The sequence below is a fragment of the Pseudomonas sp. NPDC089741 genome, assembly GCF_044748825.1.
GTDB lineage: Bacteria > Pseudomonadota > Gammaproteobacteria > Pseudomonadales > Pseudomonadaceae > Aquipseudomonas > Aquipseudomonas helmanticensis.
Genome location: NZ_JBIVGT010000004.1, coordinates 145,081 through 158,693, shown reverse-complemented (window position 1 = coordinate 158,693; position 13,613 = coordinate 145,081). Strand labels below are relative to the sequence as shown.

General features: G+C 58.6%; 11 protein-coding genes. 7 read left to right on the top strand and 4 right to left on the bottom strand.

Annotated elements, in window-relative coordinates; translation table 11 throughout:
• Positions 1–118: 118 nt before the first annotated feature.
• Both ACIPZE_RS06230 and ACIPZE_RS06225 read left to right on the top strand, forming a co-directional pair.
• Positions 119–349 (top strand): DUF4160 domain-containing protein, encoded by a 231-nt coding sequence (locus ACIPZE_RS06230; protein ID WP_400772123.1) that lies wholly within the window; start codon positions 119–121, stop codon positions 347–349.
• Positions 337–834, top strand: coding sequence for a DUF2442 domain-containing protein (locus ACIPZE_RS06225; protein WP_400771984.1), 498 nt, complete (start codon positions 337–339; stop codon positions 832–834). The genes ACIPZE_RS06230 and ACIPZE_RS06225 overlap by 13 nt, the downstream gene beginning before the upstream one ends.
• Here ACIPZE_RS06225 and ACIPZE_RS06220 read toward each other — a convergent pair.
• Positions 831–1,907 carry a DUF748 domain-containing protein gene (locus ACIPZE_RS06220; RefSeq protein WP_283437318.1) on the bottom strand — a complete coding sequence of 359 codons (1,077 nt, stop codon included), beginning with the start codon at positions 1,905–1,907 and terminating at the stop codon, positions 831–833. The two genes, ACIPZE_RS06225 and ACIPZE_RS06220, sit on opposite strands and share 4 nt — an antisense overlap.
• Positions 1,908–2,035: 128 nt before the next feature.
• On the opposite strand from ACIPZE_RS06220, the gene cysK reads away from it, so the two are divergent.
• On the top strand, positions 2,036–3,010 hold the full coding sequence (gene cysK, locus ACIPZE_RS06215; protein WP_129390555.1) for a cysteine synthase A: 975 nt from the start codon (positions 2,036–2,038) through the stop codon (positions 3,008–3,010).
• A 256-nt stretch (positions 3,011–3,266) separates the two neighbouring features.
• Complete coding sequence (locus ACIPZE_RS06210) at positions 3,267–4,205, top strand: aspartyl/asparaginyl beta-hydroxylase domain-containing protein (protein ID WP_129390558.1); 939 nt, start codon at positions 3,267–3,269, stop codon at positions 4,203–4,205.
• Between the two features lie 57 nt (positions 4,206–4,262).
• On the opposite strand, the gene ACIPZE_RS06205 is transcribed toward ACIPZE_RS06210, so the two are convergent.
• Both ACIPZE_RS06205 and ACIPZE_RS06200 read right to left on the bottom strand, forming a co-directional pair.
• Positions 4,263–4,421, bottom strand: coding sequence for a hypothetical protein (locus ACIPZE_RS06205; RefSeq protein ID WP_283437317.1), 159 nt, complete (start codon positions 4,419–4,421; stop codon positions 4,263–4,265).
• A gap of 81 nt (positions 4,422–4,502) precedes the next feature.
• Positions 4,503–4,982, bottom strand: coding sequence for a hypothetical protein (locus ACIPZE_RS06200; protein WP_400771982.1), 480 nt, complete (start codon positions 4,980–4,982; stop codon positions 4,503–4,505).
• A gap of 450 nt (positions 4,983–5,432) precedes the next feature.
• Between ACIPZE_RS06200 and ACIPZE_RS06195 the strand changes: the two genes are divergently transcribed.
• A complete protein-coding gene (locus ACIPZE_RS06195) occupies positions 5,433–6,296 on the top strand; it encodes a DMT family transporter (RefSeq protein ID WP_400771980.1) in 864 nt (287 codons plus the stop codon).
• A 75-nt stretch (positions 6,297–6,371) separates the two neighbouring features.
• On the opposite strand, the gene ACIPZE_RS06190 is transcribed toward ACIPZE_RS06195, so the two are convergent.
• Positions 6,372–7,280, bottom strand: coding sequence for a DMT family transporter (locus tag ACIPZE_RS06190; RefSeq protein ID WP_129390570.1), 909 nt, complete (start codon positions 7,278–7,280; stop codon positions 6,372–6,374).
• Between the two features lie 398 nt (positions 7,281–7,678).
• On the opposite strand from ACIPZE_RS06190, the gene aceK reads away from it, so the two are divergent.
• Positions 7,679–9,400 carry a bifunctional isocitrate dehydrogenase kinase/phosphatase gene (aceK, locus tag ACIPZE_RS06185; protein WP_400771979.1) on the top strand — a complete coding sequence of 574 codons (1,722 nt, stop codon included), beginning with the start codon at positions 7,679–7,681 and terminating at the stop codon, positions 9,398–9,400.
• Between the two features lie 276 nt (positions 9,401–9,676).
• The gene (gene hrpA, locus ACIPZE_RS06180) at positions 9,677–13,588 is read left to right on the top strand and encodes an ATP-dependent RNA helicase HrpA (RefSeq protein ID WP_283437315.1); all 3,912 of its coding nucleotides are present in this window, start codon (positions 9,677–9,679) and stop codon (positions 13,586–13,588) included.
• The last annotated feature ends 25 nt before the right edge of the window (positions 13,589–13,613 follow it).

Genomic DNA, 13,613 nt, shown 5'->3' with positions numbered 1-13,613 from the left:
CCGGTCGACTGTGAACGCAGACGGCTTATTCAGTCTCTGAATGGGGCGTCACATGTTGACTCAGTCTCGGCGCTTGGCCAGTATTCAGTATCGCCGATTTGGCGATAGCCTCTCGGGCATGACGACTAAATACCGATTTCGCGACAAATACCGCATTCAGTTGCGCGAGAAGGATCACCCTCCGCCCCATGTCCACCTGATCGGTGGAGGCGTGGATGTGATGCTGAGTCTGGAGACCGTTGAAGTGATGACGGGCAAGGCGCCGCCCCTGATTATCAAGGAAGCGCTGATGTGGGTCGCGGCTCATCAAGTGCAACTGTTGGAGGACTGGAAACGATGTTATCCATGAAAAGGCCTCGTCTGTCGGCTGTGCAAGCACTGTCAGATTTTCGATTGGCACTGACCTTTATTGATGGTCAGGAACTGACACTTTATCTCGGCGAGGATATTCAAGCTTATCCAGGTCTGAAACCTTTGCTCGATCCCGAAGTGTTTGCCACTGTGACAATGGACGATGAGGGCTGGACTGTAGAATGGCTTGAACGTGATATACAGATTGGCGCAGACACGCTTTATATGGATGCGCTGGCTCAAAACGCAGCCGATGAGAACACCCGTATTTTTATTGATTGGCGCGCCCGAACGGGGCTGTCTCTTAATCAGGCTGCCGAGGCACTGGGTGTCAGCGCCCGCAGCATCAGTCGCTACAGCAATGGACGTGAGGCAGTGCCACGTTCGCTGGCGCTGGCTTGTCTGGGCTGGGATTCACTGCAACAAAACTCAACTTTGGCAGCAGAGGCGTCTGGTCGCTATATCGTCAACCGCAAAACCTAACCCGCATCCGGCTTCGGCCGTTCATACCGCGCATTGAATGCCTGAACAAAGCCATTACGCAATATCTGCAGAAACGCTTCGAACGCGCTGATATTTTGCTGATGGACGTTGCCGCTGAGTTCGACCTTGGTGGCGAACTGGTTTTTTGCCTGGTTCTTCAGCACGGTTTCGGTGCCGCCCACCAGCGCCTCCCAGACCGAGCGGAAGATGCTCTTGTTCTTGTTTTCCACGTCCTGCTGCCAGTTGAACACCTCAACGTCGCGCAGTAGCGGCTTGATGTAACCGCTGACTTGCGCTTTTTTGGCTTGGGCTTCGATCACCACATCACCGTGGCCGGCGTTGAAGTCGAACTTGCCATAGGCTGAAGCGAAGTCGTTCATGCTTTTGAGTTCGATGTCCTTGGCGCGCAGACGGAATTCGAAGTCTTCGAAATTGCTCAGCGGGTCAAACGTGGCGGTGGTTTCCAGCGGTGCGTGGCCGAGCAGCAGAGCTTTACCCTCGAAACGGGCATCGCGTTTGCCCTGTTTATCGACGACGTTAGTCAGGTTGTAGATGCTGGCCTCGACGTTCGTGGCGTTCATGTTGACCGGCGGTTTCGAGTTGAAATTACGGAAGCTGATCTTGCCCTCATGAATCTGCACTTCGTCGAGGGTGATCGGCAGTAACTTGCCCAGTTGCGCACGCCAGTCGGTGCCTTTACCGGTCTGGGAGTTTTGCTTGTTGGCGCCGCCATCGACGAAATTCACCTCAGGATTGAAGAATTTCACCTGTGCCACCACCGCATGGTCGTACCACAGCGAATGCCAACTGACCGCCAGATCAATCAGCGGCGCATTGACGAACGGTACCGGCACCTTGCCGTCGACTTTGACGATCTTCAGCCCGTTGATCTTGTAAGCCCCGCGCCATAAAGCCAGATCCACATCGGTGATCTGCCCACGGTAGTCGCCCATGTTGGCCAGTTTGTCGTTGAGGTAATCGCGCACCACGTAGGGCAGGGCAATGTGCAGCGCGATCAGCAGCACGACGATTCCTGCGAGAGTCCACAATGGCCAACTGTAGCGACGCTTCATGGCGGTAATTCCCGAACGATGTAAAGCGATTGACTGTCGGCGATCACAGACGTTCGACCCGACTGGACTGCGCTGGGCAACAGGCTTACCTTGGAAGGCTGAATTCAACGCTGCATAAGGACCCAGCCATGAGCCGCATTTTCGCTGACAACGCCCATTCCATCGGCAATACGCCGTTGGTGCAGATCAACCGCATTGCGCCGCGTGGCGTGACCATCCTCGCCAAGATCGAAGGGCGCAACCCCGGTTATTCGGTCAAGTGCCGGATTGGTGCGAACATGATCTGGGACGCCGAAAGCAGCGGCAAGCTCAAGCCGGGCATGACCATCGTCGAACCGACCTCGGGCAACACCGGTATCGGTCTGGCCTTCGTCGCCGCCGCCCGTGGTTACAAACTGATGCTGACGATGCCGGCTTCGATGAGTATCGAGCGGCGCAAGGTGTTGAAAGCGTTGGGCGCCGAACTGGTGCTGACCGAACCGGCCAAAGGCATGAAAGGCGCGATCGAGAAGGCTGCGGAGATTGTCGCGAGCGACAGCGCCAAATACTTCATGCCGGCGCAGTTCGATAACCCGGCCAACCCGGCCATTCATGAAAAAACCACCGGCCCGGAAATCTGGAACGACACCGACGGCGCTGTCGACGTGTTGGTGGCGGGTGTCGGCACCGGCGGAACCATCACTGGCGTTTCGCGGTATATCAAGAATACCCAGGGCAAACCGATTCTTTCCGTGGCCGTGGAGCCGGTGTCCTCTCCGGTGATCACCCAGGCGCTGGCCGGTGAAGAGATCAAGCCCAGCCCGCACAAGATTCAGGGCATTGGTGCCGGTTTTGTACCGAAAAACCTTGATCTGTCGATGGTTGACCGGGTTGAGTTAGTGACTGACGAAGAATCCAAAGCCATGGCCCTGCGCCTGATGCAGGAAGAAGGCATTCTGTGCGGGATTTCCTGTGGCGCAGCGATGGCCGTGGCCGTGCGTCTGGCCGAAACCCCGGAAATGCAGGGCAAGACCATCGTGGTGATTCTGCCGGACTCAGGCGAACGGTATTTGTCGAGCATGCTGTTCAGCGATCTGTTCACCGAGCAGGAGACCCAGCAATAAGTCGCAGCCTGCAGCAGTTCCTGGATATTCAATCCGTCCCTGTAGGAGCTGCCGCAGGCTGCGATCTTTTGATCTTCATGATTCAGGTCAGCCAAGGTTCAGGATCGTTATGTTAATAAGCGCTTTGTTGCGCAATCCTTAACACTGAATCTTGGCGCAAGCGGGTTTTTCCCCAGGCCGGTAGTGTTTATCATGGCCGGCTGCCATGCCGGGTAAAGGGCTTTGCGCAGCGTTGTCTTTATTCAAGGAGTTGTTGATGACCTTTTCGTTTGCCGCCAAGGCGTTTGTGCTGTTGCTGTTTCTGGGCAGCACGCTCTATGTGCATTTGCGCGGCAAGGCGCGTTTGCCGGTCCTGCGTCAGTTCGTCAATCATTCGGCGCTGTTCGCGCCGTACAACGCCTTGATGTACATGTTCTCCGGCGTGCCGTCGAAACCGTATCTGGATCGCAGCAAGTTCCCGGAACTGGATGTCCTGCGCGATAACTGGGAAACCATTCGCGACGAAGCCATGCACCTCTTCGACGAGGGCTACATTCGCGCCGCCGAAAAGAACAACGACGCCGGTTTTGGCTCGTTCTTCAAGAAGGGCTGGAAGCGTTTCTACCTCAAGTGGTACGACAAACCGCTGCCCTCGGCGCAAACCCTGTGCCCGAAAACCGTGGCACTGGTCAGTGCGATTCCCAATGTAAAAGGCGCGATGTTCGCGCTGCTGCCGGGCGGCAGCCATCTCAACCCGCACCGCGACCCGTTTGCCGGCTCGCTGCGTTATCACCTGGGTTTGTCGACACCAAACTCCGACGACTGCCGGATTTTCGTTGACGGCCAGGTCTACGCCTGGCGTGACGGCGAAGACGTGATGTTCGACGAGACTTACGTGCACTGGGTCAAGAACGAAACCGAAAAGACCCGCGTCATCCTGTTCTGCGACGTCGAGCGTCCGTTGAGCAACCGCTTCATGACCCGCATCAACCGCTCGATCAGCGCCTGGCTCGGCCGCGCAACTGCGCCGCAGAACCTCGATGATGAGCGTGTTGGCGGGATCAATCAGGCTTACGCCTGGAGCAAGAATTTCAGCGACAAGTTCAGTGGCGTGGTCAAACAGTGGAAACGCCGCCATCCCAAGGCCTACCGCGTGATGCGTCCGGTGCTGGCGGTGCTGGTCTTGACGTTGTTGGGCTATTGGCTGTTTGGCTGAGGCTGGAACAGGCAATAAAAAACCGCTCCTTGTGAGCGGTTTTTTATTGCCTGCATGTCAGCGCCGTCCGGCGAGAACGCTGGGTTCGTCTTCGATCCCTGTAATCAGTAGCTGAAGAAAGCGCTGCTGATTGACTGATAGCTCGGAAGAAACAAGCTTGTCGTCCGTTTTGATAAATCTCTTCTTGGTGGGGGATTTTTTCACGGATTTACGCATGCTCCCGCCCTCGTTGATCATTACTTGAACAGTTTTCACGATACTTTACTCTCCACTGCGAGGACAAGGCGGTCTTCCAAATCAAATTTGAAGCCGAGTTGTATAAACCGGAATTGCTCCTGGTATCGGTTCCTGTACTTCAATGCATTTACTACCGATTATTTGCGCAAACTCATCGATGGCCACCATTGCCAAAACCGCAATACGCTTTTTAAGCGGGTGAGGCACTCCGGGCCGCCCTTCCAATCGCACGATTCGAATGCGCTGGCGGCTTTTGTTCGGATTGACGAAGCACAGTCCGCACAGCTGTTCTTCAAACCAGATCGCGATATCCAGGGACAAGGGTTCTCGTGACTTCCATGCGGCAATCTCTCGCCAGCAAAAATGCGGATTCTCCCAAAGCTCAAATGCACCTAGTGCCTTGGCATCAATAGGTTCAAAGCGTACTTTCGACAGGTCATGTCCCGCTGGTAGCTGTAACAGAGCAGTGGCGATGCTTGCCTGCTTCCTGGCCAGCGACCGATACAACTGATAGCGCAGATAACTACGTTCCCTTGGCATATGATTTCGAGCATTCCATGTCTCCCCATCGATAGGTGTTGCAGTTGCTCCACAGCCTATTCAGTCGTCATCAATTCGTCGCTACCGGCCCTTTGCCCAAATCATTGCAATCCATGTCCCACGCTGGTTATAGTCGGCGCTCGTGAGTCGCACGGCTCATATTCCAATCCTTCAAAAAAGATCTGCCCCAATGCCTGCATCCCTCATCAACGCGGTAGTCGATTCAGCGGTCAACGCTGGCGTCGTGCCGTGCGGGAATCAGCAGCCCAAGCAGATCAGTCATTACCCTCCACCTGTCAGTAGCCCGCCGGTGTGCGCAGTCGTATCACCGCCGGGCGTTGGCGTTTCGGGCTGATCGGCATTTTTTGCTGAGTCCTGCGCCCGCCAGAAACCCCTACTGAATTTCAGCTTCGGCTGAGTTGGCTATTTGCCTGACTACAGGTGGTATTCATGTTTGTCCTTTCGAAAAAAACCGCGCTCGCGGCGACGTCCACGAGCCTGTTCGTTCTGCTGTGGAGCAGTGGCGCGATCTTCTCCAAATGGGGCCTGGCCCACGCTTCACCGTTTGCCTTTCTGCTGATTCGCTTCGCGATTGCCTTGTGCGGGCTGGCGCTGTTGGCGCCGTTGCTCAAGCTGAAGTTGCCCAAGGGCGGCAAGCCGATGCTCTACGCGATTGCCACGGGCGTGGTGTTGCTGGGGGCCTATCAGATTTTTTATCTGCTGGCCCTGAACAGCAAAGTCACGCCGGGGGTGATGGCAACCATCATGGGCGTGCAGCCAATCCTGACCGTGGTGTTGATGGAGCGGCAGCGTTCGGCGAGCCGGATGTTCGGTCTGGCGTTGGGGCTGGCCGGGCTGATCATGGTGGTTTACCAGGGCATCGGTCTGGCCGGGATGTCGTGGGCGGGGATGCTTTTCGGTTTACTGGCGCTGGCGAGCATGACGCTGGGTTCGATCATGCAGAAACGCATCACCGACAATCCGCTCGGTACGCTGCCGGTGCAGTACCTGGCGGGACTGTTGTTGTGCGCGATCTTCGTGCCGTTCCAGCCATTCCACTTTGAACACAGCGCGGGTTTCATCGTGCCGGTGTTGTGGATGGGACTGGTGGTCTCGGTGCTGGCGACCCTGTTGCTGTATCGGCTGATCGCGCGGGGCAATCTGGTGAATGTCACCAGTCTGTTCTACCTGGTGCCGGCGGTGACGGCGGTGATGGATTACCTGATTTTCGGCAATCGCCTGGCGGCGTTAAGCGTGCTGGGCATGCTGTTGATCATCATCGGCCTGGCATTCGTATTCCGTAAAACCCTGTAGGAGCTGCCGCAGGCTGCGATTTTTTGATCTTGCTTTCAAAAAATCGAAATCAAAAGATCGAGCCTGCGGCATCGCCTACCGGGTGTTCACTTCAACAGGTTTTACCGCAGCAGGCTTCACCACCAGCCACAACGCCAGCGCAATCAACACCCCGCCATACACATGCGCCATCGATAACGGCTCATCCAGCAGCAACGCCCCCCACAGCACGCCGAACGGCGGGATCATGAAGGTCACGGTCATCGACTTGACCGGGCCGATCGAGCTGAGCAGGCGGAAATAAATGATGTAGGCAAACGCCGTACAGCCCAGGCCCAGACCGAGCAGCGACAGCCAGACATTCCAGCCGCCCCAACTGGCCGGTGGCGCGGTGATGACGCTGTAGCCGAACAGCGGCAACAGAAACAACGTCGCCCCGAGCATGCTGCCCAGTGCCGACAGTCGCGGATCGAGTCCGCCGGCCTGATCCAGCCAGCGCCGCGCCAAAAACCCGGCAAAACCGTAGCAGGTGGTCGCCAGCAGGCAGGCGAGGGCGCCCATCAGCAGTTGCAGATCGAACGCAACGGGACCGGCACGGGTCAGCACGCCGACGCCGAACAGACCGAGAAAGACGCCGCTGAACTTGGCGATGGTGAGTTTCTCACTGAAAAACAACGCGCCGATCAGCACACCCATCAACGGCGTGGTGGCGTTGAAAATCGCCGAATAGCCGGCGGGCAACACTTGCGCGGCGACTGAATAGAGCGTTGCCGGCAGCCCGGAATTGATAACGCCGAGCAGCATCACGGTTTTCAGTTTGCCTTTGAAATCCCAGCTGATGCGCATCAGGCCAAGAATCACCAGCAGCCCGGCGGCGGCGATCGACACGCGAAAGAACGCCGTCGGGATCGAGCCGATCACCGGCGCAATCACACGCATGAACAGAAAACTCGCGCCCCAGATGGCTGCCAGCGACAACATACGGAACATATCGACAGGGCTCACGGCGGGGCTCCTTCCTTGATCGGGACGAGAGTGTTGCCGAGCGCCCTGATGAAGGCAACCGCTATTCGGGCGTTTAACTTTTTTACCTGGAGCACAAATCGCCTGACCAGTCGGTTGAGGTCAACCGCCTGGCGCGACAATTGCTGGCTGGTCGCTGAGGTCACCGCCGGCAATGCGCCGCGCCAGGCCAGGCGCCTGATTGATCGGCATGGTAATGCTGCGGGTCAGTTGCAAAAAACTGTGTCGAACTCAAGTGCTCCGTCGCGAGCAAGTCCGGCTACTACCGGGATCGCTGTACGAACTTGCCGCGCTTTTGGCAGAAATTGCACTTCACCTGCGCACGCTTACGTGGCTAAGCTCAGGCATGGATTTCCAAACGCACGCCGAGGGTCTCTTCTATGCCGCAGCAATGGCCAGCCACCGACATCGCCCGCATGATCCTCGATGGCTTTGACGATTACCGCGAGCATTTCCGCCGGATCACCGACGGCGCCCGCGAGCGCTTCGAGCAGGCGCGCTGGCAGGAGACGCAAACCGCGTCGGCGGCGCGGATCAATCTCTATGAAGAGAAGGTCGGTGAAACCATCGCCCGCCTGCGCGAATATTTCGACGACGAAGTGCTGATGAACGTCAATTGCTGGCCGCTGGTGAAAAGCGCCTACATCAGCGTCATCGACCTGCGCTTCGACGATGAGCTGTCCGAGACCTGGTACAACTCGATTTTCTGCGGACTGTTCAGCCACGACCTGATCAGCGATGGCTGCATGTTCATCCACACCACGCGCCCGAGCCTGCGCCGTGCCCGCGCCGCGCAAACCCGCACCTACAAGCCACAAGGCCAGTTGTCGGGGATGCTCGCAAGCATCTTCGCCGACTACCGTTTCAGCGAGGATTACGCCGATTTGTCGGGCGACCTGCAGCGCCTCGAAGCGCAACTGCGCGAAAACCTGCCGGACTGGGTGTGCAAAGACCCGGAACTGGCCGTCGAGCTGTTTTCCTCAGTGTTGTACCGCAACAAGGGCGCGTACCTGGTCGGACGCATCTACACCCGCGACGAACAATGGCCGCTGGTGATTCCGTTGCTGCACCGCGAAGGGCGCGGGATTCAGATCGATGCGTTGATCACTGACGAAGCCGATGTGTCGATCATCTTCTCGTTCACCCGTTCGTATTTCATGGTCGATGTCCCGGTGCCGGCGGAGTTCATCGGCTTCCTGCGGCGCATCCTGCCGGGCAAGCACATTGCCGAGCTGTACACCTCGATCGGTTTCTACAAGCACGGTAAATCCGAGTTCTATCGTGCACTGATCAATCACCTGGCCAACACCGACGATCAGTTCATCATGGCCCCTGGCGTGCGCGGCATGGTCATGAGCGTGTTCACCCTGCCGGGTTTCAACACCGTGTTCAAGATCATCAAGGATCGTTTCTCGCCGTCGAAAAACGTCGACCGGGCGACGGTGATCGAGAAATACCGACTGGTGAAAAGCGTCGACCGGGTAGGGCGCATGGCCGATACCCAGGAGTTCGCCGATTTCCGCTTTCCGCTGACCAAGTTTGATCCGGCGTGCCTTGAGGAGTTACTGGAAGTGGCCGCGTCGACGGTATCGGTCGAAGGCGATACGGTGCTGATTCGTCACTGCTGGACCGAGCGGCGAATGACCCCGCTCAACCTCTATCTGGAAAACGCCAACGACGCGCAGGTGCGCGAGGCGCTGGAGGATTATGGTCTGGCGATCAAGCAACTGGCGGCGGCGAACATCTTTCCCGGTGACATGCTGCTGAAGAACTTTGGCGTTACTCGTCACGGTCGGGTGGTGTTTTATGACTACGACGAGATCTGCTTCCTCACCGAAGCCAACTTCCGCCACATTCCTGCGCCGCGCACTCCTGAAGACGAAATGGCCTCCGAACCGTGGTACTCGATCGGACCGCTGGACGTGTTCCCCGAGGAATTTCCACCGTTCCTGTTCGCCGATTCCGGGCAGCGCGAGTTGTTCGATCAACTGCATGGCGAACTGTACAACGCCGATTACTGGAAGAGCCTGCAAGAGGCGATTCGCGCCGGCAAAGTCATCGACGTCTTCCCGTACCGCCGCAAAGGCCTCGATAACGAATAGCCCTTTTAAAAAATACCCTCACCCCAGCCCTCTCCCGGAGGGAGAGGGGGCCGACCAAGATGGCTTGCGTCAAGCACCGACCTGAAAGGGCTTGGCGATTATGGATTCGGTGATGCGCGTTCAGATCGGTGAAGCTGGCAAAGTTGACTCGGTCGGTCCCCTCTCCCTCCGGGAGAGGGCTAGGGTGAGGGTTGCAATCCCCCTGACACGCCACAAATTCCCCAAATCTGCGACAATCCGCCCCCTGCACATATAGACGACCGAATTGCGTACCCGATGACCGACGAATCGCCCTCCATCGACAAACTGCTGAAAAACCTCGACCACGCCATGCTTGCCGACCGCCACCGGCTGCGGCGGCAGTTGCTTGAGCTGCGCAAGAAACCCGATGAGGCCAAACTGGCCCAGTGGGTCGTGCGCATGCAGGCGTCCTGTGATCAGGTGCTGGCCCGCCGCGCCAGCCTGCCAGTGATTCGTTACGACGACAGTTTGCCGATTGCCGCCAAGCGCGACGAAATCAAAAAGGCGCTGGAAAAGCATCAGGTACTGATCATCGCCGGCGAAACCGGCTCGGGTAAAACCACGCAGTTGCCGAAAATCTGTCTGGAGATCGGTCGCGGTCAGCACGGTTTGATCGGTCACACCCAGCCGCGTCGAATTGCTGCGCGCAGCGTCGCCAGCCGGGTTGCCGAAGAACTCGGCACACCGCTCGGGTCACTGGTCGGCTATCAGGTACGTTTCGAAGATCAAAGCGATTCCAATACGCTGATCAAACTGATGACCGACGGCATTCTGCTCGCGGAAACCCAGAATGACCGTCACCTTGAACGCTACGACACGATCATCGTCGACGAAGCGCACGAACGCAGCCTCAACATCGATTTCCTGCTCGGTTACCTGAAAACCCTGCTGCCGCGTCGCCCGGATCTGAAAGTCATCATCACCTCGGCGACCATCGATCTGGAGCGCTTCTCCAAGCACTTCGACGATGCACCAATTGTCGAGGTGTCGGGTCGCACGTTCCCGGTCGATACCTGGTATCGCCCGCTGACCCTTGAGCAGGACGAAGAGGGCAACCGCGTCGAGGATGACCTGACGGTGGATCAGGCGATTCTCGCCACCCTCGATGAAATCGCTGCCTACGAGCGCAGCGAACGCCGCAGCCCCGGCGACGTGCTGGTGTTCCTGCCGGGCGAGCGCGAGATTCGCGACGCCGCCGACATGCTGCGCAAGGCCCAGCTCAAACACACTGAAATCCTGCCGCTGTACGCGCGTCTTTCTCCGGCCGAGCAACAACGGATTTTCCAGTCGCATCCGGGCCGTCGCGTGGTGCTGGCGACCAACGTCGCCGAGACTTCGCTGACTGTGCCGGGCATCCGTTACGTGATCGACAGCGGCACCGCGCGCATCAGCCGCTACAGCTATCGCGCCAAGGTTCAGCGCTTGCCGATCGAGGCGATTTCCCAGGCCAGCGCCAACCAGCGTAAAGGTCGCTGCGGCCGGGTCGAACCGGGTATCTGCATTCGTTTGTACAGCGAAGAGGATTTCCTCGGGCGCCCGGAATTCACCGATCCGGAGATTCTGCGTACCAACCTTGCCGCCGTTATTTTGCAGATGCTGCATCTGCGCCTTGGCGAAATCACCGCGTTCCCGTTTATCGAGCCGCCGGACGGTAAGGCCATCAGCGACGGTTTCAACCTCCTGCAAGAACTCTCGGCGGTGGATCGCAACAGTCAGCTAACGCCGCTCGGTCGCCAATTGGCGCGCCTGCCGGTCGATCCGCGCATGGGCCGCATGCTGCTTGAAGCGGCCAAGCTCGGCAGCCTGCAGGAAGTGTTGATCGTCGCCAGTGCGATGTCGATTCAAGACCCGCGCGAGCGGCCGCCGGAGCGTCAACAAGCGGCCGATCAGGCGCATGCGCAATGGAAGGACGTTGATTCTGACTTCGCCGGATTGGTGAATCTGTGGCGTGGTTTCGAGGAACAGCGCCAAGCCTTGACCGCGAGCCCGCTGCGCAACTGGTGCCGGAAGAATTTCCTCAACTATCTGCGTCTACGCGAATGGCGTGATTCCCATCGCCAGTTGAGCCTGATCTGCCGCGACATGCAGCTGAGCCTTAACAAAGAGCCGGCGGATTACCCGAAACTGCACAAAGCGGTGCTGGTCGGACTGCTCAGCCAGATCGGCCAGAAAACCGAGGACGGTGATTACCTCGGCGCGCGTCAGCGACGTTTCTGGATTCATCCGTCGTCGGGCATCGGCAAGAAGCGCCCGCAATGGCTGATGACTGCCGAACTGGTGGAAACCACCAAGCTCTACGCGCGCATGGTCGCCAAGATCGACGCCGACTGGATCGAACCGCTGGCCGGGCACCTGATCAAGAAAAACCATTTCGAACCGCACTGGGAGAAGAAGCGCGGCCAGGTCGTGGCGTTTGAACAGATCACCCTGTTCGGCCTGATCGTGGTCGGTCGCCGCCCGGTGCATTACGGCCCGGTTGACCCGGTGGTTTCGCGTGAGCTGTTCATCCGCGAAGGTCTGGTGCGCGGCGAGATTCAATCCCGAGCCAAGTGCCTCACCGCCAATAAACAACTGCTGGAACAGCTCGACGAACTCGAAGCGAAGGCCCGTCGCCGCGACATTCTTGCCGACGAAGAAACCCTGTACGCGTTCTACGACGCGCGCTTGCCGGCGGAGATTCACCAGACCGCGACCTTCGACAGCTGGTATCGGGTCAACAGCCAGAAAGACCCGCAACTGCTGATCATGCGCGAAGAAGACGTGCTGGCCCGTGAGGCCAGTGAGGTCACCGCGCTGCATTATCCGGACACGCTGCACATCGGTGATCTGGAGTTGGCGCTGACCTATCACTTCGAACCCAATCACCCGCGCGACGGCGTGACCCTGCGCGTGCCGGCGCCGCTGCTGCCGATGCTGCCGCCGGAGCGTCTGGAGTGGTTGGTGCCAGGGTTGATCGAAGCCAAGTGCATCGCCCTCGTGCGCAACCTGCCGAAAGCGCTGCGCAAGAACTTCGTGCCGGTGCCGGACTTCATCAAGGCGGCCTTGCAACGCATGACCTTTGCCGAAGGTTCGTTGCCGCAAGCGCTGGGCCGTGAATTGCTGCGCATGACCGGCGCGCGGGTCAGCGATGAAGCGTGGGCGGAAGCTGAGCAAGGGGTCGAAGGGCATCTGCGGATGAACCTGGAAATCGTCGATGGCCAAGGCAAGTTCCTTGGTGAAGGACGCGATCTGGCCGAGCTGACCGCGCGGTTTGCCGAAGCCAGTCAGGCCGCGTTGGCCGTGCCGCAAAGTGCGAAAAGCCAGCAGCCGGTCGAGGCGAAAGTCTTCGCGCCGGTCGCGGAAAAGACTCAGCAGAAGATCGCCGGGCTGTCGATGACGGTGTATCCGGCACTGGTCGAAGAGGGTGGTACGGTCAAGGAAGGGCGCTTCTCAACGCCGGCCGAAGCCGAGTTTCAGCACCGTCGTGCGTTGCAGCGATTGTTGATGCAGCAACTCGCCGAGCCGGCCAAGTTCCTCCGTGGCAAGTTACCGGGGCAGACCGAACTCGGCCTGCTCTATCGCGAGTTGGGTCGGGTCGATGCGCTGGTCGAAGACATTCTGCTGGCCAGCCTCGACAGCTGCATTCTCGAAGGCGAAGACCCATTGCCGCGTGATGGTGCCGGGTTGGCGGCATTGGCCGAGCGCAAACGCGGCAGCTGGACCGAACACGCTGAACGCGTGGCGCGGTTGACGCTGGATATCCTGAAAATCTGGCACGGGCTGCAAAAGCGCTTCAAGGGCAAGATCGATCTGGCCCAGGCTGTGGCACTGAACGACATCAAGCAGCAGATCAACAATCTGGTGTATCCGGGGTTTGTCCGCGAGACGCCGATGCAGTGGCTCAAGGAACTGCCGCGTTACCTGAAGGCGGTCGAGCAGCGTTTCGAAAAACTGGGTGCGCAGGTGCAGAAAGATCGCGTCTGGAGCGGCGAACTCGCTGGCCTCTGGGCGCAATACCAGGCCCGTGCCGCCAAACATGCGCAGGAAGGCAAGCGCGATCCGCAGCTCGAGTTGTACCGCTGGTGGCTGGAGGAATACCGGGTGTCGCTGTTCGCCCAGCAGTTGGGCACCAAAGCGCCGATCTCCGACAAACGCCTGAACAAACAGTGGAGCCAGGTAGAACCCTGAGCCTGCACCTCACAACGATGATCGT